This window comes from Acuticoccus sp. (assembly GCF_965213555.1).
In the GTDB taxonomy this organism is placed as follows: Bacteria; Pseudomonadota; Alphaproteobacteria; order Rhizobiales; family Amorphaceae; genus Acuticoccus.
This window is the reverse complement of the sequence record NZ_OZ243890.1, coordinates 2,242,923-2,261,668: the sequence shown is the minus strand read 5'-3', so window position 1 is coordinate 2,261,668 and position 18,746 is coordinate 2,242,923. Positions and strand designations below refer to the sequence as shown.

General features: G+C 70.7%; 19 protein-coding genes. 15 read left to right on the top strand and 4 right to left on the bottom strand.

Annotation, left to right across the window (positions count from 1 at the left end; all coding sequences use genetic code 11):
* Positions 1–101: 101 nt before the first annotated feature.
* The 5 genes from ACOOE8_RS10720 to ACOOE8_RS10700 all read left to right on the top strand — a co-directional run bounded on the left by ACOOE8_RS10720 (position 102) and on the right by ACOOE8_RS10700 (position 6,362).
* On the top strand, positions 102–704 hold the full coding sequence (locus ACOOE8_RS10720) for a YceI family protein (RefSeq protein WP_420391470.1): 603 nt from the start codon (positions 102–104) through the stop codon (positions 702–704).
* Between the two features lie 141 nt (positions 705–845).
* Positions 846–2,180 (top strand): cytochrome b/b6 domain-containing protein, encoded by a 1,335-nt coding sequence (locus ACOOE8_RS10715; RefSeq protein WP_420391469.1) that lies wholly within the window; start codon positions 846–848, stop codon positions 2,178–2,180.
* A 171-nt stretch (positions 2,181–2,351) separates the two neighbouring features.
* A complete protein-coding gene (gene dnaK / locus ACOOE8_RS10710; RefSeq protein WP_420391468.1) occupies positions 2,352–4,274 on the top strand; it encodes a molecular chaperone DnaK in 1,923 nt (640 codons plus the stop codon).
* 120 nt (positions 4,275–4,394) lie between these two features.
* Entirely contained in the window at positions 4,395–5,534 is a 1,140-nt protein-coding gene (gene dnaJ / locus ACOOE8_RS10705) for a molecular chaperone DnaJ (RefSeq protein WP_420391467.1), read from the top strand.
* 153 nt (positions 5,535–5,687) lie between these two features.
* Positions 5,688–6,362 (top strand): class I SAM-dependent methyltransferase, encoded by a 675-nt coding sequence (locus ACOOE8_RS10700; protein ID WP_420394682.1) that lies wholly within the window; start codon positions 5,688–5,690, stop codon positions 6,360–6,362.
* Between the two features lie 53 nt (positions 6,363–6,415).
* Here ACOOE8_RS10700 and ACOOE8_RS10695 read toward each other — a convergent pair whose 3' ends face one another.
* The gene (locus tag ACOOE8_RS10695) at positions 6,416–6,940 is read right to left on the bottom strand and encodes a DUF992 domain-containing protein (protein ID WP_420391466.1); all 525 of its coding nucleotides are present in this window, start codon (positions 6,938–6,940) and stop codon (positions 6,416–6,418) included.
* Between the two features lie 265 nt (positions 6,941–7,205).
* Between ACOOE8_RS10695 and hslV the strand changes: the two genes are divergently transcribed.
* From hslV to ACOOE8_RS10680, 3 genes are all read left to right on the top strand, one after another.
* Complete coding sequence (gene hslV, locus ACOOE8_RS10690) at positions 7,206–7,760, top strand: ATP-dependent protease subunit HslV (protein ID WP_420391465.1); 555 nt, start codon at positions 7,206–7,208, stop codon at positions 7,758–7,760.
* Between the two features lie 66 nt (positions 7,761–7,826).
* A complete protein-coding gene (gene hslU, locus ACOOE8_RS10685; protein WP_420391464.1) occupies positions 7,827–9,131 on the top strand; it encodes an ATP-dependent protease ATPase subunit HslU in 1,305 nt (434 codons plus the stop codon).
* Positions 9,132–9,245: 114 nt separating this feature from the next.
* Complete coding sequence (locus ACOOE8_RS10680) at positions 9,246–10,586, top strand: hypothetical protein (RefSeq protein ID WP_420391463.1); 1,341 nt, start codon at positions 9,246–9,248, stop codon at positions 10,584–10,586.
* An 18-nt stretch (positions 10,587–10,604) separates the two neighbouring features.
* On the opposite strand, the gene ACOOE8_RS10675 is transcribed toward ACOOE8_RS10680, so the two are convergent.
* Complete coding sequence (locus tag ACOOE8_RS10675) at positions 10,605–11,177, bottom strand: AprI/Inh family metalloprotease inhibitor (protein WP_420391462.1); 573 nt, start codon at positions 11,175–11,177, stop codon at positions 10,605–10,607.
* A 190-nt stretch (positions 11,178–11,367) separates the two neighbouring features.
* Positions 11,368–12,378: a 2-hydroxyacid dehydrogenase gene (locus ACOOE8_RS10670; protein WP_420391461.1), complete on the bottom strand. Its 1,011-nt coding sequence runs from the start codon at positions 12,376–12,378 to the stop codon at positions 11,368–11,370.
* A 117-nt stretch (positions 12,379–12,495) separates the two neighbouring features.
* On the opposite strand from ACOOE8_RS10670, the gene ACOOE8_RS10665 reads away from it, so the two are divergent.
* On the top strand, positions 12,496–13,026 hold the full coding sequence (locus tag ACOOE8_RS10665) for an SH3 domain-containing protein (RefSeq protein WP_420391460.1): 531 nt from the start codon (positions 12,496–12,498) through the stop codon (positions 13,024–13,026).
* A 26-nt stretch (positions 13,027–13,052) separates the two neighbouring features.
* Here ACOOE8_RS10665 and irrA read toward each other — a convergent pair whose 3' ends face one another.
* Positions 13,053–13,514 (bottom strand): iron response transcriptional regulator IrrA, encoded by a 462-nt coding sequence (irrA, locus tag ACOOE8_RS10660; RefSeq protein WP_420391459.1) that lies wholly within the window; start codon positions 13,512–13,514, stop codon positions 13,053–13,055.
* 316 nt (positions 13,515–13,830) lie between these two features.
* On the opposite strand from irrA, the gene fabA reads away from it, so the two are divergent.
* The 6 genes from fabA (at position 13,831) to trpB (ending at position 18,733) form a co-directional block, all read left to right on the top strand.
* Entirely contained in the window at positions 13,831–14,361 is a 531-nt protein-coding gene (gene fabA, locus ACOOE8_RS10655) for a bifunctional 3-hydroxydecanoyl-ACP dehydratase/trans-2-decenoyl-ACP isomerase (protein WP_420391458.1), read from the top strand.
* A gap of 60 nt (positions 14,362–14,421) precedes the next feature.
* Positions 14,422–15,642 (top strand): beta-ketoacyl-ACP synthase I, encoded by a 1,221-nt coding sequence (gene fabB, locus ACOOE8_RS10650; protein ID WP_420391457.1) that lies wholly within the window; start codon positions 14,422–14,424, stop codon positions 15,640–15,642.
* Between the two features lie 13 nt (positions 15,643–15,655).
* Positions 15,656–16,507, top strand: a complete 852-nt coding sequence (gene fabI / locus ACOOE8_RS10645) for an enoyl-ACP reductase FabI (protein WP_420391456.1) — start codon at positions 15,656–15,658, stop codon at positions 16,505–16,507.
* A gap of 38 nt (positions 16,508–16,545) precedes the next feature.
* Positions 16,546–17,199: a phosphoribosylanthranilate isomerase gene (locus ACOOE8_RS10640; RefSeq protein WP_420391455.1), complete on the top strand. Its 654-nt coding sequence runs from the start codon at positions 16,546–16,548 to the stop codon at positions 17,197–17,199.
* A gap of 106 nt (positions 17,200–17,305) precedes the next feature.
* Entirely contained in the window at positions 17,306–17,497 is a 192-nt protein-coding gene (locus tag ACOOE8_RS10635; RefSeq protein ID WP_420391454.1) for a hypothetical protein, read from the top strand.
* A gap of 3 nt (positions 17,498–17,500) precedes the next feature.
* Positions 17,501–18,733, top strand: coding sequence for a tryptophan synthase subunit beta (trpB, locus tag ACOOE8_RS10630; protein WP_420391453.1), 1,233 nt, complete (start codon positions 17,501–17,503; stop codon positions 18,731–18,733).
* Positions 18,734–18,746: the final 13 nt, after the last annotated feature.

The following is an 18,746-nucleotide window of genomic DNA, read 5'->3' as shown; positions in this document are numbered from 1 at the left end:
GCAAGCTTATCTGTCGCGGCAAGCCGTGGGGTCGTCTTGCGCCCCGCGCTGGCGCGGTGCCCCTCGGCCCGACGCCGACCAGAAACGAACCGGAGCTCACCATGCGCCTTGCCCTTGCTGCCGCCACGTCGCTGGCGCTCGCCTTCCCTGCGGCAGCCCAGTCAATCGACGTCCCCTCGGGCACCTACACCATCGACCAGGAGCATGCCTCCGTCGTGTGGAAGATCAGCCACCTCGGCTTCTCCGACTACACCGGCATGTTCGGCCGCGACGCCATCGACGGCACCATCGAGCTCGATGCCGAGAACGTCGCCAACTCGACCATGACGGTGACGATCAACGGCCAGGAGGTGCGGACGCTTCACCCCGGCGAGAAGGACTTCAACGCCGAGATCGAGTCGGCGCAGTTCATGAACACCGCCGAGTTCCCGGAGATCACGTTCGAGACGACCGCGATCGAGGTGACCGGCGAGACCACCGCCAACGTGACCGGCGACCTCACCGTCGCGGGGACCACCCGTCCGGTGACGTTGGAGACCACGCTGAACCGGGCTGCGGCGCACCCGATGAGCGGCACGCCCACCCTCGGCATCACGGCGACGGGGACCATCATGCGCTCGGAGTTCGGCAACGAGGGGCTGCTCGGCCCCATCGGCGACGAGGTCACCATCGAGATCCAGGCCGAGTTCCAGCACCAGGGCTGACGCTCGCCGGCGAGCGTCAGGCACCGTCCTTACGAAGACGCGGGCGGCCGCACGTCCGCCCCCACCCAGCACGACCCTCGACGGCGGGGCGGAGCACCGAGCGCGGCGCTCCGCCCCGCCATCCAGCCGGAGACGCCCCGCGTGCCGACGACCACCGAAGCGCCGTTCCGTGCGTCGCGCTACACGACCGGCGCGATCGTCCTGCACTGGACGATCGCGCTTCTCGTGATCGCGCAGATCACCGGCGGCTACCTGATGACCGAGGTCCTCGGCGAGGGCTCGCAGGCCCAATACACCGTCTTCCAGCTGCACAAGAGCGTCGGCGTCACCATCCTGGTCCTCACCGTGGCGCGCATCCTGTGGCGCACGTTCAACCCGCCGCCGGTCGAGCCCGCATCCGTCTCGACGCTGGAGCGGCAGGTGTCGGGCGCGGTGCACGCCACGTTCTACGCGCTCCTCCTCATCATCCCGCTGTCGGGATGGCTCCTCATCACCGTGTCGCGCATCCAGGTCGAGACCGAGCTCTACTTCGTCGACTGGCTGCCGTGGCCGCACCTGCCTGGCTTCGCGAGCGTCTCGGCGGAGGGGCGCGAGCAGCTCGCCGATGTGAGCGAGGGCGTGCACGTGATCCTCGCCTACGCCATGGGCACGCTGGTCCTCCTCCACGTCGCGGGGGCGCTGAAGCACCAGCTCGCCGGGGGCGGCTTCCTCTCCCGCATGGGGCTCGGCCGGCGAGGCGACGGCGCGCGCAACGCCTACGGACACGCGACGACCTGGCTCGTCACGGTCGCGTTCGCGGCCTCGATGATCGGCGCCGCAGCCCTTGCGCGGCGCGACGGCAAGGCGATCGCGGCGACGGGCGTGTCGCCCGACCAGGCGAGGGTGCTGGGCTCCGGACCAGCCGACCGAGCTGTGGTCGGCAAGGATCTGCGCGACGTCGCCGTGGCAGTGATCGAGCCGGCGACACCAGCGGGTCCTGCCTCGTGGACGCTGGTACCGGCCGACAGCACGGTGGCGTTCGCGGTCGACTACCAAGGCGCGCGCCTTGAAGGCACCATCGGCTCGTTCCGCACCGACATCCGCTTCGACCCCGACGACCTCGCGGCGTCCTCCATCTCGGCGACGCTCGACCTCGACAGCGCCACCATCGCCGGCGACGGCATCTCCGCGACCCAGCTCGAGGGTCCCGACGGCCTCGCCATCGCCACGAGCCCGACGGCGACGTTCGCCGCAACCGAGATCGTCGCGCTCGAGGAAGGCGGCTACGAGGCCCGCGGAACGCTGGCCCTTCGTGGCGTCGAGGCCCCGGTCACGCTGCGCTTCACCCTCGACATCGAGGGCGACACCGCGACGGCCGCGGGGCTCGCGACCCTCGACCGGCTGACGTACGGGGTCGCCCAGGAGAGCGATCCCGCGGGAGGGACCCTCGCGCCGCAGGTCGAGGTCGCGATCGACCTCACGGCGACGCGCGGCTGAGGGGCTTCGCTCGCGGGTTGATCACCGCCTTGTGTGACTTCGTCACATTCTTATATCCACCGCCTGTACGGGGACGCTTTGGCCCCGCACCCACAACGCGAAACCGGGGACCGGTGTCGCGCTTCTCGGGACGCCTGATGGGTCCCGCCGGTCCGCCATAAAGGAGAACGTATGAGCAAGGTCATCGGCATTGACTTGGGCACGACGAACTCGTGCGTGGCTGTCATGGATGGCAAGAACGCCAAGGTCATCGAGAACGCCGAGGGCATGCGCACCACCCCGTCGATGGTCGCCTTCACCGAGGACGGCGAGCGCCTCGTCGGCCAGCCGGCGAAGCGTCAGGCGGTGACGAACCCTGAGAACACGCTGTTCGCCGTCAAGCGCCTCATCGGACGGCGCTACTCCGATCCGACGGTGGACAAGGACAAGGGCCTCGTCCCCTTCAAGATCACCAAGGCCGACAACGGCGACGCCTGGGTCGAGGCGCAGGGCAAAGGCTACTCCCCCTCGCAGATCTCCGCCTTCATCCTGCAGAAGATGAAGGAGACCGCCGAATCCTACCTCGGTGAGAACGTCACGCAGGCCGTCATCACCGTGCCGGCGTACTTCAACGATTCCCAGCGGCAGGCCACGAAGGACGCCGGCAAGATCGCCGGCCTCGAGGTGCTGCGCATCATCAACGAGCCGACCGCCGCGGCCCTCGCCTACGGTCTTGACAAGAAGGACGGCAAAACGATCGCGGTCTACGACCTCGGCGGCGGCACGTTCGACGTGTCGATCCTCGAGATCGGCGACGGCGTCTTCGAGGTGAAGTCGACCAACGGCGACACGTTCCTCGGCGGCGAGGACTTCGACATCCGGATCCTTGACTACCTCGCTGAGGAGTTCAAGCGTGACCAGGGCATCGACCTGCGCCGCGACAAGCTCGCGCTGCAGCGGCTCAAGGAGGCCGCCGAGAAGGCGAAGATCGAGCTGTCGTCGACGACGCAGACCGAGGTGAACCTGCCGTTCATCACCGCCGATGCGTCGGGCCCGAAGCACCTCACCATGAAGCTGTCGCGCTCCAAGCTCGAGCAGCTCGTGGAGGACCTTGTCGAGCGCACGATGGGTCCGTGCCGGGCGGCGCTGAAGGACGCCGAGCTCTCCCCGGGACAGATCGACGAGGTGGTCCTCGTCGGCGGCATGACGCGCATGCCGAAGGTCCATGAGATGGTGAAGAACTTCTTCGGCAAGGAGCCGCACAAGGGGGTCAACCCGGATGAGGTCGTCGCCATCGGCGCAGCGATCCAGGGTGGCGTGCTGAAGGGCGACGTGAAGGACGTCCTCCTCCTCGACGTGACGCCGCTGTCCTTGGGCATCGAGACGCTGGGTGGCGTGTTCACCCGGCTCATCGACCGCAACACGACGATCCCGACGAAGAAGTCCCAGGTCTTCTCGACCGCCGAGGACTCTCAGTCGGCGGTGACGATCCGCGTTTTCCAGGGCGAGCGCGAGATGGCAGCCGACAACAAGATGCTCGGCCAGTTTGACCTCGTGGGCATCCCGCCGGCGCCGCGCGGCGTGCCGCAGATCGAGGTGGCGTTCGACATCGACGCCAACGGCATCGTCAACGTGTCGGCCAAGGACAAGGGCACCGGCAAGGAACAGCAGATCCGCATCCAGGCCTCGGGCGGGCTGTCCGACTCCGACATCGAGCAGATGGTGAAGGACGCTGAGAGCCACGCCGAGGAGGACAAGCGACGGCGCGCCGTCGTCGAGGCGAAGAACCAGGCCGAGGCGCTCATCCACTCGACGGAGCGAATGCTGTCGGAGAACGGCGACAAGATCGCCGCCTCCGACAAGTCCACCGTGGAGGCGGCGATCGCGGAACTGCGCACCGCGCTCGAGGGCGACGACCCCGCCGCCATCGAGGCCCGCACGCAGGCGCTCGCCCAGGCGTCCATGAAGCTCGGCGAGGCGATGTACGCGGCCGGTCAGCGCGGCGACGACGACCAGCAGGGGCCGGGCGCGCCTGGCGCCTCCGATGAGAAGGAGGACGTCGTGGATGCGGACTTCGAGGAGGTGCAGGACGACGAGCGCAAGCGCTCGGCGTAACCGCTCGGACCGAGCGTCGGGGTCGCGCAGGCGCGCGGCCCCTCCCTCCGGCCCGGCCGTCCTAGCCGTGGCCCCGTCATGCGAGAACGGCGCAGCGCGCCCACCCAAAGTCCCGGCACAATGGCAGCCACACAGAAGCGCGACTACTACGACCTCCTCGGGGTAACGCGCGCCGTCGACGACAGGGCGCTGAAGGCCGCCTACCGCAAGCTCGCCATGCAGTACCACCCGGACCGCAACCCGGGGGACGCGGAGGCCGAGCTGCGGTTCAAGGAGTGCACCGAGGCCTACGAGGTGCTGCGCGACCCGCAGAAGCGCGCGGCCTACGACCGCTTCGGCCACGCCGCGTTCGAGGGCCGCGGCGCCGCGGGCCCTGGCTTCGGCAACGACTTCGCCTCGGCGATGAGCGACATCTTCGACGAGTTCTTCGGCGGCGCGCGCGGCGCCGGCCCTCGCCCGGGCGGCGGGCGCACGCGCGGCTCGGACCTGCGCTACAACCTCGAGATTCACCTCGAGGACGCCCACCAGGGCAAGCGGGTGACGATCCAAGTGCCCACGTCGTCCACCTGCGAGGTGTGCGAGGGCTCCGGCTCGCGACCCGGCACCGAGCCCGTCGCCTGCCCCACCTGCCACGGGGCAGGGCGCGTGCGCGTCAGCCAGGGCTTCTTCACCTTGGAGCGGACCTGCGTCACCTGCGCGGGGCGTGGCCAGGTCGTGCGCGATCCCTGCACCACCTGCGGTGGATCGGGACGCGTCGCGCGGGAGCGCGAGCTGTCCGTCGACATCCCTGCCGGCATCGAGGATGGCACGCGCATCCGCCTCGCCGGCGACGGCGAGGCAGGGCTGATGGGCGGGCCTCCCGGCGACCTTTACATCTTCCTGTCGATCCGGCCGCACGACTTCTTCCAGCGCGAAGGGGCGGACCTTTACTGCCGCGTGCCGATCTCGATGGCGCGCGCGGCGCTCGGTGGATCGGTGGAGGTGCCCTCCATCGACGGCGAGAAGGCGCGGGTGAAGCTCCCCGAGGCGACCCAGACCGGGCGTCAATTCCGGCTCCGCGGCAAGGGCATGCCGCTGCTGCGCTCGAGCCAGATCGGCGACATGTACATCGAGGTCGCGGTGGAGACGCCGCAGAACTTGACGCGTCGCCAGCGCGAGCTACTGACGGAGTTCGAGGAGATTTCTTCGACGGAGAACCACCCGGAGAGTCACGGGTTCTTCTCACGCGCGAAGGAATTTTTCGACAACCTCTCCCAGTAGCACGCTGCGCCGCGGGCGCGCCCTCCCCGGAGCCTCCTGATGATCGACCAAGCCCGCCAGCGCGCCCGCGAGATCGAGGCCCGCATCGCCGAGGAGATGCGGGCGCTGCGCGCGCGCCACCGTGCCGGGCAAACCTCCCTGCGCGAGCTGCGCCTGTTGGAGGAGCTGCGCTGCCTCGCGCGCCGAGCGGAGGACGAGCTGCGGCCCTCGGACACGACGCGTCGGCGGCTTCGCCGCCTCCGAGGCCGGCTGGTCGATGAGGGGCGCTTCCTACGCTCGTGGGCGGAGAGCCCCTTGAAGACCGGCGCGGTGGCACCGTCGGGCCAGGAGCTGTCGCGGCTGATGGCGGCCTACGTAGAGGCCGAGCGGCCCGGCGTCATCGTCGAGCTGGGACCGGGGACGGGCGCGGTCACGCAGGCGCTCCTGGAGCGCGGAGTGGCCGCCGAGCGGCTCGTCCTCATCGAGGCCTCGGCGGAGTTCTGCGGGCTCCTGCGTACGCGCTTCCCCGCGGCCACGGTGGTGCACGCCAACGCCTACGCGCTCGGCGACGTCCTGGCGCAGCTCGGCGACCCGCCGGTCGCGTCGGTGGTGTCGGGGCTGCCGCTGTTCACCCGCCCACTTCCCGAGCGTCAGGCGCTCTTGGCGCAGGCGATGGGTGCCATGGCGCCGGGCGCACCGTTCATCCAGTTCTCCTACGCCCTCGTCCCTGCGGTGAAGGGCCTCGTCGGCATCACCTGGTCCACCTCGCGCTGGGTGCTCGCGAACCTGCCGCCGGCACGGGTCTGGCTGTACCGCTCCGAGCCCGAGGCGCGAACCGTCGCCGCCTGACGCCAGGTCCTTGGGCGGCCGGTCGCAAGGACCGACCGCCCAACGCGGTGCGCCTACTGCCGCTCGATGCGGAAGCTCGTCACGCCGGCGGCCAGGTTGAGCCCGGTGCCGGCCTGCAGGCTGAACGGCTGCAGCACGACGGAGTCCGCGGAGCCACCGAGCAGCGCGTTGGCGCCGAACGCGAGGCCGAGCGCGCCTCCGGCGGAAAGGCCGGTGTAGGTCCCCGCGAGGCGCTCCGTCGCGTTCGCCGCCTGGGGCGCGAACACGATCCAGCGCAGGTACTGCTCGCCGGTGAAGCCGATGTCGAGGCCGAACCGCCGGATCGTCCCGACGTAGACCTCCGTCACGCCCTGCCGGTTGTTCGTGAAGGTGCACACAACCGCCTTCGACGAGCCGATGATGAAGCCGACGCCGCCCTCGATGGTGCACGCGAGCACGCCGACGCGCACGCGGCCCTCGGGCCCCTCGTCGACCACCGCCGCGCGCTCCTGGAGGCGGGGATCGAGGTCCGCGGCGAGGGCCGGCACGAGCGATGCGGCGACCAGCGCCAGCGCAGCCATGATCGTCTTCTTGAACATCGGAACGGTCTCCTTGGTTGACAGGTCTGCGACGTCTCGCACGCCGCCGACGATCGACGGCGCGACGGCCGTCGATCGGGGCCGCGCCGCAACAGCCGTGCTGGGCTCATATGCCGGACGGCATCGTCACGTTGCAAGCGCCTGCGCCCGGCAAGCCGCGATCGCCCACATCCGCGCGGCGTCGGGCGGCGCTCCGCGGCAGTCCGCCAGCGTTGTGCGCCCTCGGCCGGCTGCCCATATCGCGGGCAACGACATGGTTGAGGACATGACACACGCAACCCACGTGGCCTGGCACGGCACGACCATCCTGACGGTGCGCAAGGGCGGTAAGGTGGTCGTGGCGGGCGACGGCCAGGTCTCCATGGGGCAGACCGTCATCAAGGGGACCGCACGGAAGGTGCGCCCCATCGGCAAGGGCTCCGTGATCGCGGGCTTCGCCGGCGCCACCGCCGACGCCTTCACCCTCCTGGAGCGCCTCGAGGCCAAGCTGGAGCAGTACCCCGAGCAGCTCATGCGCGCCGCCGTCGAGCTCGCCAAGGACTGGCGGACCGACCGCTACCTTCGGCACCTCGAGGCGATGATGATCGTCGCCGACCGCACTGAGACGCTGGTCATTACCGGCAACGGCGACGTGCTCCAGCCCGAGCAGGGCATCGCTGGCATCGGCTCGGGCGGCAACTACGCGCTCGCCGCGGCGCGTGCGCTGGCGGACGCCGACCTGTCGGCGGAGGAGATCGCGCGCCGCGCCATGGCGATCGCCGCCGACATCTGCGTCTACACCAACGACCAGCTCGTCATCGAAACCCTCGAGGCGGCCTGACACGCTGACGCCGCGCTACGGGCGGCGGCCGGCGGGGCGGACCGCACGCCGGCGGAAAGGACATCCATGACCGACTTCTCCCCCCGCGAGATCGTCTCCGAGCTCAACCGGCACATCATCGGCCAGAAGGAGGCGAAGCGCGCCGTCGCCATCGCGCTGCGCAACCGCTGGCGCCGACTGCAGCTCGAGGGCGACCTGCGCGAGGAGGTAATGCCCAAGAACATCCTGATGATCGGCCCGACCGGGGTCGGCAAGACGGAGATCTCGCGCCGCCTCGCCAAGCTCGCCAACGCGCCGTTCATCAAGGTGGAGGCGACGAAGTTCACCGAGGTCGGCTACGTCGGCCGCGACGTCGAGTCGATCGTGCGCGACCTCGTGGAGATCGGCCTCGCCCAGGTGCGCGAGCGGCGCCGCAAGGAGGTGCGCGCCACCGCGCACCTTGCCGCGGAGGGGCGCGTGCTCGACGCCCTCGTCGGCAAGACTGCCTCGCCGGGCACGCGCGAATCGTTCGCCAAGCGCCTGCGCTCCGGCGAGCTCGACGAGCGCGAGATCGAGGTCGAGATCGTCGCCGCGCCCCAGCTGCCGAACTTCGAGCTGCCGGGGATGCCCGGCGCCAACATCGGCATGGTCAACCTCGGCGACATGTTCGGCAAGGCCTTCGGCGGCCAGAAGAAGACCCACCGCACCACGGTGCGCGATTCCTACGAGATCCTCGTCAACGAGGAGTCCGACAAGCTCCTCGACGACGAGAAGCTCACCAAGGAGGCGCTGCGTCAGGTGGAGAACAACGGCATCGTCTTCCTGGACGAGATCGACAAGATCACCGTGCGCTCCGACCGCATCGGCGGCGACGTCTCGCGCGAGGGCGTGCAGCGCGACCTCCTCCCCCTCGTCGAGGGGACGACGGTCGCAACGAAGCACGGTCAGGTTAAGACCGACCACATCCTGTTCATCGCGTCGGGCGCGTTCCACGTGTCGAAGCCGTCGGACCTTCTGCCCGAGCTCCAGGGGCGACTGCCGATCCGCGTCGAGCTGTCGCCGCTCACCAAGGAGGACTTCCGCTCCATCCTGACGGAGACCGAGGCCTCGCTGATCAAGCAGGCCTCGGCACTGATGGGGACGGAGGGCGTCACGCTGACCTTCACCGACGACGGCATCGAGGCCATCGCCGAGGTCGCGGTGGAGATCAACGCGACGGTGGAGAACATCGGCGCGCGGCGGCTGCAGACGGTGATCGAGCGCGTGCTCGACGACATCTCGTTCACGGCGACGGACCGGTCCGGCGAGACGCTGACCATCGACGGCGATTACGTGCGCACCGGCGTCGCTGAGATCGCCAAGAACGCGGACCTGTCGCGCTTCATCCTGTGAACGGTGCGCTCGCGCCGCGTGCGAGCGTGGACCGCTTGCGCGCAGGATGCTAGCCGTTCGTCGGGGAAGGCCGGCGAAGACGCCGCCGTCCGCTGACGCTGCGAGGGGCGAACCTTGGCCAACGACACGACGGACGACGGATCGTCGGACGATCCGAAGAGCGACCGCAAGGCACGGCGCGCGGCACGCAAGTCCGCCGCCTCCGGCGCCACGGCACGCGACCCCGCCGCCCGCGCGGCCACCCGGGAGCGGCGTGCCGCCAAGCGGGCGGAGCGCGCCGAGGGGAAGGGCGAGGGCGAAGGCGCGGCCACAGGGAAGGGCCAGCGCCGCGGTCGTCGCGCCGCCACCGCCGGATCGGCGGAGGCTGGCACGGATGCAGAAGCCGGCGCGAAGCGAGGCGCCGGCGCGCGCGCCGCCAAACGCGAGCGCCGCAGCGCGGCCGCCGGCGAGGGCACGTCGGCGGAGGCCGCGACGGACGAGCGGCGCGCTCGCCGCTCCGCCGTCCGGGCCGAGCGGCGAGCTGCGGGCGGCGGCAGCGAGGGCGCGCGTCGTGATCGCCGCGCGGTGCGAGCTGCGCGCGGGTCCGCCGCGACGGGCAACGCAGCCATGGGCGAGGGCAAGCGCGGCTACCTCGAGGTCGGCAAGGCGTCGCAGGCGGGCATCGAGGTCAGCGACGGCCTCTACGCGCGGTTCGCGACGCTCGCGATCGAGGTCGCCACCGACCACTTCCTGCGGCACCTCGACGGCAAGGGGACGCTCGGCGCCACGACCAAGGCAACCATCCTCGACGGCCTCGCGGCGGGGCGCGAGCTCGGCCTGTTCGGCCGCGGCGGCATCCGCGAGCACGACTTCGTCAACCTGTCGGTCCTCGCCGCCCTGGTGAAGCCGGAGCTTTACGTGGAGAGCGGCGTGTTCCGCGGCAGCTCGCTGTTCGCGTTCCACCGGTCGAAGGACGTGCGCCGCATCGTCGCCATCGACCCCGACCTCTCGGCCCTCAAGTTTCGCGACGAGGACGGCGAGCGCACGCGCTACGTCACCGATCAGGACTTCTCGCAGATCGACTTCGGGGCCGTGCCGTCACGCGCCCTCGTCTACTTCGACGACCACGTGTCGACCACCAAGCGCATCATGGAGGCGGCGGACAAGGGTTTCGGCACGCTGGTGTTCGACGATTCGTTCGGCCTCACCGGCATGGCACGCCAGCAGATGCCATCCACCCCGACGCTGCCCTTCATCCTGCATCACGACCGGCTCGAGGTGGGCGACGTGGTGGCCTGGTCCACGGAGCGTCGCCGCTTCGAGTTCAAGGTGACCGACGAGTTGATGGACGAGCTCAGCACCGCCCGCGAGCGGATCGACCGCGTCGTGCCGTTCCCGAACCTCTTCGACTACATGGCCAACCCTTACGACCTGCCGATCGTGGGCGGGGAGAAGGCGCTCGTCCTTCTCAAGTAACGGCGCCGGCCGCCAAGGTCACCGCGAGACGGTGATGCCGGCGCCGCTCGCCGTCGAGCCGGCGAACTGCTGCGGCGACGTCGCCGCGAGGGTCGCGACGGGCGCGCCACCGTCACCGCCCTTCAGCGTCACGGTGGCGCCCGACAGGTCCCACGCGCTGATGCCGGCGAGCTCGTCGGAGGAGCAGCCTCGGGTGGACGCCCGGTAGCCCCCCGTCCACGTCGTCAGCGACATGAAGAGCTGGCAGCTGTCGCCCCCGCTCGCGACGGTCCATCCGCCGAGCAGGTCGGTACGCGCCACCTGTGGAGCGGCAGGCTCCGCCGGCAACGCGTTCGGGTCGGCGACCGCGACCTCGGTCCCACCGGGGATGGTGCCCGTCGCGTCCGGCAGGGGCTCCTGCGAGATCGGCGCCTCGGGCACGTCCGCCGCGGGTGGCGGCGCGAGATCGGCCCGGATGACCGGCTGCGAGGGCGCTGGGCGCACCGAAGCGGTGGTGAAGCGCTGCTGCGACATGCAGCCGGCCGTCGCGGCAGCGAGCGCGACGACGAGCGCCACGCGTCGGGCGCGTCGGAGCTTTGCGGGGGCGGTCATAGGCGACATCCTTGGAACGCAGGACGAGGCGGAGCGGGTCGCTCCGCACCCTGGATCGCGGCGACGAACGACGCGGTCCTTCGGACCGGCCGCGCCGGCCTCGGCGGCGCGTGCGGCCACCCACCTCCTAGGCCGGCACGCGTCGCGGCGCAACGCACCCTTGGCGACGACCGCCTAGCGTCGCGCAACCTCACGCGCGGGCAGCGCCGTGGACGAGCGGCAGCCCGGCCAGCACGAGGTCCGGCGGGCGGTGTCCGTCGAGGAAGGTGCGGATGTTGATGATGACCTTCTCGCCCATGTCGATGCGGCCCTCCACGGTGGAGGAGGCCATGTGCGGCAACAGGATCGCGCGCCCATCCCGTGCCAGCGCCGACAGGCGCGGGTTCACCGCAGGCTCCCCGGCGTAGACGTCGAGCCCGGCGCCGGCGAGCCGTCCTTCCTCGAGCTGGGCGATGAGCGCGGCCTCGTCGACGATGTCGCCTCGGGCGATGTTGACGAGCATCGCCTCAGGTCTGAGGAGCGCCAGGCGCCGCGCCGACAGGAGGTGATACGTTGCCGGCGTCTGCGGGCAGTGGATGGACACGAAGTCCATGCGCGCCAGCATCTGGTCGAGGCTCTGCCAGTACGTGGCGCCGAGCGGTTCGGCGATGGACGGCGCCGCGGGTCGCCGGTTGTGGTAGTGCACGCTCATGCCGAACGCCTTGGCTCGCCGCGCGACGGCGGCGCCGATGCGCCCCATGCCGACGATGCCGAGCCGCTTGCCCCAGACCCGCGAGCCCATCATCCAGGTGGGCGACCAGCCGGGGAACGCGCGCTCCTCCATGATGCGCACGCCCTCCACGATCCGGCGCGGCAGCGCGAGGATCAGCGCCATCGTCATGTCGGCGGTGTCCTCGGTGAGGACGCCAGGCGTGTTCGTCACCACGATCCGGCGCTCGGCGGCCGCCTCCACCGCGATGTGGTCGACGCCGTTGCCGTAGTTCGCGATGAGCCCGAGGCGGTCGCCGGCCTGGGCAAGCACGGAGGCGTCGATCCGGTCCGTGATGGTCGGCACGAGGACGCGCGCGCGGCGCACCGCCTGGACGAGCTCGGCCTGGGTGCGCGGCCGGTCGTCGGGGTTGAGCTCCACGTCGAACAGCTCACGCATGCGCTCCTCGACCGGCGCAGGCAGCTTGCGGGTGACGATGACGGTGTCGGCCATGGCGCCTCCCCAGCGCGGGCGTCGTGGTTCGCAGATCGGTAACGTTGGCGCAACCCGGCGCGTGCGACGGTCCCACCGAGCCGCCGCGCCACTCGCAGGGAGCTGGACCGTCCCACCATGCACCGCACGACCATGCACATGTGCCGCTGCGCGATCGCAGCCCTCCTCGCCGTCGGGGGCGTGCACACGGGCGAAGCGGCGGATCCCATCGAGCGCGGCCCGAGCGGACTGCCGCTGCCCCGCTTCGTCAGCCTCGCGTCCGAGCGCGTCAACGTGCGGCGGGGTCCGTCCCGCTCGTACAAGATCAAGTGGACGTTCACCAAGTCCGGTCTGCCGGTGGAGATCGTCCGTGAGTTCGACAACTGGCGCAGGGTGCGCGACGCCGACGGCGAGGAGGGCTGGATCCACGCCTCGCTCCTGTCGGGCCGGCGGACGGCGATCGTGAGCCCGTGGGCGCAAGGCGACCCGGTGCCGCTGCGCGATCGTCCCGTGGAGGATGCGGAGCCCACCGCCTGGCTCGAGCCGCACGTGCTGGTCCGGATCAACCGCTGCGACGGGACGTGGTGCGCCATCGAAGGCGCGGACTGGGCGGGGCTGGTGCCCCAGAGCACGCTCTGGGGCGTCTACCCCACGGAGTCGGTGGACTGAGCTAAGGCCGCACCGCGACTAGCGGGTCAGGGCTTCGGGCGCACGCGGACGACGACGTCGACGCGGGAGATCTCCATCCCGTCCGGCGCCTCCGGCACCCGGCTGAGGGAGAGCGACGCCTGCGGGATGTCGGTGACGTCGCCGGTCGTCTCGTCGAAGAAGTGATGGTGATCGTCGGTGTTGGTGTCGAAGTAGGTCTTGGTGCCGTCCACCGCGATCTCGCGCAGGAGGCCCACCTCGGTGAACTGGTGCAGCGTGTTGTAGACGGTGGCGAGTGACACCGGCACCTTCGCCACGATCGCCTCCTCGTGCAGTCCCTCGGCTGAGATGTGCCGATGTCCGCGCGCAAACAGGATGCCGCCGAGCGCCATCCTCTGGCGCGTCGGGCGCAGACCGGCGTCCTTCAGCATCTCGCGGATGTTGGTGGCGGCGATCGTGTCCGCGCCGGTGGCGCCGTCCGTCGTCGCTCGCGAGAAGAAGACTGCCATCGCTCAGCCCAGACCCCGTCCTTGACCCGTTCCACGTCGCCCGCACGGCCTCGCGCGTCGCGAGGTCGCTCAATCGCATATAGCCGGACGATCCGTGCAGATCAACGTCGCCGACCTTCGACGCTTGCCACCGCGGGCGGTTGGGCGATAACGGGCGGGCGGCAACCTCGTTCGTGCCGCGATGACGCCAACGCAAGCTGGCGCGCGCCCTCGACATATGGCATCCGCCTGCCACGAAGGGTCCGACGGGACGGCCGGTGCGGCGAGCGAGGCGACCGGCAGCGCGGGCGGCCGGATCGGAGGACGAGCGCAGACGATGAGGCAAACGACGCGGTCGCGGTACGAGTACGAGGACCTTCTCGCGTGCGGTCGGGGCGAGCTGTTCGGCGCGGGCAACCCCCAGCTCCCGCTGCCGCCGATGCTGATGTTCGACCGGATCAGCCACATCGCCGAGGACGGCGGTGCCCACGGCAAGGGCGAGATCCGCGCCGAACTCGACGTGCGGGAGGACCTTTGGTTCTTCGCCTGTCACTTCCGCGGTGATCCCGTGATGCCCGGCTGCCTCGGCCTCGACGCGCTGTGGCAGATGCTGGGCTTCTTCCTGGGCTGGGTGGGCGGCGAGGGTCGCGGGCGGGCGATCGGCGTCGGGGCGATCCGCCTCGCGGGGCAGGTGCTGCCTACGGTGAAGCGGGTCGAGTACGGCATCGACCTGAAGCGTGTCATGCGTACCAAGCTGACGCTCGGCATCGGCGACGGCTGGTTGAAGGCGGACGGCGAAGCCATCTACAAGGCCGAGGACCTGCGGGTCGGACTGTTCAAGGACGCGGCGCAGGCTGCCGGCGGATGAGACGTCCAGCGGCGCACGCGCCGGGATGCGCCGTCCCGCCCGCGAAGTGAAGGAGCGCGCATGAGACGGGTGGTCATCACTGGAATGGGCATCGTGTCCCCCCTCGGCGGCTCCACGCAGGAGGTGACGGCATCGTTGCGCGAGGGCCGCTCCGGGATCGTGCGTGCCGAGGACTACGTGCAGCACGGCCTGCGCTGCCAGGTCCACGGGGCGCCGTCGGCGGACGCCGCCGAGGCCGTCGACCGACGTGCCATGCGCTTCCACGGCGGCGGCACGGCGTGGAACCACATGGCGATGGATCAGGCCATTCGCGACTCCGGGCTCGAGCCGCACGAGGTCTCCAACGAGCGCACGGGCCTCGTCATGGGGTCGGGCGGTCCCTCCACCCGCGCCATCGTCGATGCCGCCGACACCGCGCGCGAGAAGGGTGCCAAGCGCGTCGGTCCGTTCGCGGTGCCGAAGGCGATGTGCTCCACCGCCTCGGCGACGCTCGGGACGCACTTCAAGATCAAGGGCGTCAACTACTCGATCTCCGCAGCCTGTGCGACCACCAACATCTGCATCGGCAACGCCACCGAGCAGATCCAGCTCGGCAAGCAGGACGTCGTGTTCGCCGGCGGCTGCGAGGAGCTCGACTGGACGCTGTCGGTCCTGTTCGACGCCATGGGCGCGATGTCGACGCACTACAACGACACGCCCGAGGTCGCCTCCCGCGCGTTCGACAAGGGCCGCGACGGCTTCGTCATCGCAGGGGGCGCGGGCGTCCTCGTGATGGAGGAGCTCGAGCACGCGCGGGCCCGCGGCGCCAACATCGTCGGCGAGGTCATCGGCTACGCCGCCACCTCCGACGGGCACGACATGGTGCAGCCCAACGGCGAGGGCGCCGCACGCTGCATGCGCCTCGCGCTGGCCGACTGCGGCGAGCGGACGATCGACTACATCAACCCGCACGCCACCTCGACGCCCATCGGCGATGAGAAGGAGATGCAGGCCATCAGGCAGGTGTTCGGCGAGCGCGTGCCTCCGATCTCCGCCACCAAGAGCCTTTCGGGGCACTCGCTTGGCGCGGCGGGGGTGCACGAGGCGATCTACTCGCTCCTCATGATGCGGTCCGGCTTCATTGCCGCCTCCGCGCACATCGACGAGCTGGACCCGGTGTTCGACGACTTGCCGATCGTTCGCGAACGCCGCGACGACGCGATGCTCGAGACCGTCCTGTCCAACGGCTTCGGCTTCGGCGGCACCAACGCGTCGCTCGTGATCGCGCGCTATGACGGGTGAGCCGCAAGGCCTCATGGTCGGCCGCCGCGGCGTCGTCATGGGCGTTGCCAACGATCACTCCATCGCGTGGGGCATCACCCAGGCGCTCGCCGCCGAGGGCGCGCAGATCGGCCTCACCTATCAGAACGACCAGTTCGGCCGCCGCGTGCGCCCCCTCGCCGACAAGGTCGAGGCCGCCTTCCTCGAGCAGTGCGACGTCGAGGACCCTGCCTCGGTGGACCGCGTCTTCGACGCCGCTGCACGGGCGTTCGGGACCATCGACTTCTTCGTCCACGCCGTCGCGTTCTCCGACAGGAACGAGCTGAAGGGCCGCTACGCGGACACCACGCGGGACAACTTCGTCCGCACGATGGTGATCTCCTGCTTCTCGTTCACCGAGGCGGCGCGCCGTGCCGCGTCGTTGATGGGACCCAGTGGCGCGATGCTCACGCTGACCTACGGCGGTTCGGTGAAGGTCATGCCGAACTACAACGTCATGGGGGTCGCCAAGGCGGCGCTCGAGGCGTCCGTGCGCTACCTCGCGGCGGACTTCGGCGCTGCGGGCGTCCGCGTCAACGCGATCTCCGCCGGTCCGGTGCGCACCCTCGCGGGCGCCGGGGTCACCGACGCGCGGCTGATGTTCAACTACCAGCGCAAGCACTCGCCGCTCGAGCGCACCGTCGCCATCGACGAGATCGGCCGCTCGGCCGCGTACCTGTTGTCGAACTACGCCTCGGGGGTCACCGGCGAGGTGCACTACGTGGATTCGGGCTTCAACATCGTCTCGATGCCCAAGCTGGACGAGCTGCGCGCGGAGGAGCGCCGCGAGATCATCGAGGAGAAGGTGGAGTCGGAGGCGCCCAGCATGCTCGCTTCGCGATCGTGAGCGGCTTCCCGCCCGCCGGCTGGCCGCCCCGACGCGCCGTGCCATACGTGAAGGTCTGCGGCATCTGCGAGCCCGCCCACGCCGCGGCCGCCGACGTGGCCGGGGCCGACATGATCGGCGTGGTCCACTTCCCGCACAGCCCACGCCACCTCGATGTGGCGGCTGCGGCGCACGTCGCGTCGGCGGCCGGGTCGGCGCTCGTCGTCGCCCTCGTCGTCGACGCGGACGACGCGACGCTCGACGCCTTTGTCCACCAGGTGCAGCCCGGCGCGCTGCAGCTCCACGGCTCAGAGACGCCGGAGCGCGGCAGCGAGCTCGCCGCGCGGTACGGCCTGCCGATCGCGAAGGCTCTCGGCGTCGCGAGCCGAAGCGACCTTGCAGCGAGCGCATCCTATGACGCGCTCGCCGTGTTCGATGCACGACCGCCGAAGGGGGCCGACCGCCCGGGCGGACACGGCGTCCCCTTCGACTGGAGCATCCTCGACGCGGCGCCGTCGCACTACATGCTGTCCGGGGGGCTGACGCCGCAGAACGTCGGCGAGGCCGTCCGTGCAAGGCGCCCCTACGCGGTGGACGTCTCGTCCGGCGTCGAGGCGCACGGCCGCAAGGACCCTCGACTGATCGCGGCCTTCGTCGCGCGCGCGAAGGGCGAGACCGCGGGAGGAAGCGAATGGGCGCTCGAGGCTGTCTGACCTTCCCGCTTCTGCTGGTGTGCGCCCCTGCGATCCGGCCCGTGCAAGGGTCGAGGTCGAGCCGCGGTCCGAGCAGTTCGGCGCGCGCTCCTGGCCCACCGTCGACTTGGCCGGGGTCGGGCGCTACAAGCCGTTGCTGCCGGCGAACACGATCTTCGGGAACGGCTGGATCATCGTCCGATCCGCGACGTGCCTGCGGGGCGACGACAAGTCCGACTTCGCCCATGAGTTCATCGCCAGCGTGCGGCGCGAGGGCGAGGCCATTGCGGCAGCCACACCAACCGGGGTCGATGGGTAGATCGTGAGCGAACGCCCCAACACCTACCGCAGCGGGCCGGACGAGCGCGGCCGCTTCGGCATCTTCGGCGGCCGCTTCGTCGCCGAGACGCTGATGCCCCTCATCCTCGACCTCGAGGCCGCGTGGGGCGAGGCGCGGCAGGACCCGGCGTTCGCCGCCGAGCTCGCCGAGCTCGGCCGGGGCTACGTCGGCCGTCCGTCTCCGCTGTACTTCGCGGAGCGGCTGACCGGGGAGCTCGGCGGCGCCCGCATCTACATGAAGCGCGACGAGCTCAACCACACCGGCAGCCACAAGATCAACAACTGCGTCGGCCAGATCCTGCTCGCCCGCCGCATGGGCAAGACGCGCATCATCGCCGAGACCGGCGCGGGCCAACACGGCGTCGCGACCGCCACCGTGTGCGCCCGCTTCGGCCTGCCGTGCGTCGTCTACATGGGCGCCAAGGACGTGGAGCGTCAGGCACCCAACGTGTTCCGCATGAAGCTCCTCGGCGCCGAGGTCATCCCGGTGACGGCCGGGGCAGGCACGTTGAAGGACGCGATGAACGAGGCCCTGCGGGACTGGGTCGCCAACGTCGAGGACACGTACTACCTCATCGGGACGGCGGCGGGCCCGCACCCCTACCCGGCGATGGTGCGCGACTTCCAGTCCGTCATCGGCACCGAGGCGCGGGCGCAGGTCCAGGAGATGACGGGTCGCCTGCCCGACCTGCTGGTGGCGGCCGTCGGCGGAGGCTCCAACGCCATCGGCCTGTTCCACCCCTTCCTTGACGATCCGGACGTCGCGATCACCGGCGTCGAGGCGGCCGGCGAGGGCCTGTCCGGCACCAAGCACTGCGCCTCGCTGACCGCCGGCGCGCCCGGGGTCCTTCACGGCAACCGCACCTACCTGCTTCAGGACGACGACGGGCAGATCCTCGAGGGCCACTCGATCTCCGCGGGCCTCGACTACCCCGGCATCGGCCCGGAGCACGCGTGGCTGAAGGAGACCGGCCGCGTCAGCTACGTGCCCGTGGGCGACGAGGCGGCGCTCGACGCGTTCCAGCTCCTCGCCCGCACCGAGGGCATCCTCCCCGCGCTGGAGCCGGCCCACGCCCTCGCCCACGTCGCCGACGTCGCGCCGCGCATGGCGCGCGACGCCATCGTGCTCATGAACCTGTGCGGCCGCGGCGACAAGGACGTCCACACCGTGGCGAAGGCGCTCGACTCACGCGGCGCGCGGCACCGTGCGAACTGACGCGAGGCCGCCG

Excerpts from the sequence above, each read along its gene's own strand:
- ACOOE8_RS10670 (WP_420391461.1), bottom strand. The coding sequence starts at position 12,378 with ATGGCCGACACCGTCATCGTCACCCGCAAGCTGCCTGCGCCGGTCGAG.
- fabA (WP_420391458.1), top strand. The coding sequence starts at position 13,831 with ATGAGGCAAACGACGCGGTCGCGGTACGAGTACGAGGACCTTCTCGCG.
- ACOOE8_RS10665 (WP_420391460.1), top strand. The coding sequence starts at position 12,496 with ATGCACCGCACGACCATGCACATGTGCCGCTGCGCGATCGCAGCCCTC.
- ACOOE8_RS10695 (WP_420391466.1), bottom strand. The coding sequence starts at position 6,940 with ATGTTCAAGAAGACGATCATGGCTGCGCTGGCGCTGGTCGCCGCATCG.
- ACOOE8_RS10720 (WP_420391470.1), top strand. The coding sequence starts at position 102 with ATGCGCCTTGCCCTTGCTGCCGCCACGTCGCTGGCGCTCGCCTTCCCT.
- irrA (WP_420391459.1), bottom strand. The coding sequence starts at position 13,514 with ATGGCAGTCTTCTTCTCGCGAGCGACGACGGACGGCGCCACCGGCGCG.
- dnaK (WP_420391468.1), top strand. The coding sequence starts at position 2,352 with ATGAGCAAGGTCATCGGCATTGACTTGGGCACGACGAACTCGTGCGTG.
- hslV (WP_420391465.1), top strand. The coding sequence starts at position 7,206 with ATGACACACGCAACCCACGTGGCCTGGCACGGCACGACCATCCTGACG.
- dnaJ (WP_420391467.1), top strand. The coding sequence starts at position 4,395 with ATGGCAGCCACACAGAAGCGCGACTACTACGACCTCCTCGGGGTAACG.
- fabI (WP_420391456.1), top strand. The coding sequence starts at position 15,656 with ATGGTCGGCCGCCGCGGCGTCGTCATGGGCGTTGCCAACGATCACTCC.
- fabB (WP_420391457.1), top strand. The coding sequence starts at position 14,422 with ATGAGACGGGTGGTCATCACTGGAATGGGCATCGTGTCCCCCCTCGGC.
- hslU (WP_420391464.1), top strand. The coding sequence starts at position 7,827 with ATGACCGACTTCTCCCCCCGCGAGATCGTCTCCGAGCTCAACCGGCAC.
- ACOOE8_RS10675 (WP_420391462.1), bottom strand. The coding sequence starts at position 11,177 with ATGACCGCCCCCGCAAAGCTCCGACGCGCCCGACGCGTGGCGCTCGTC.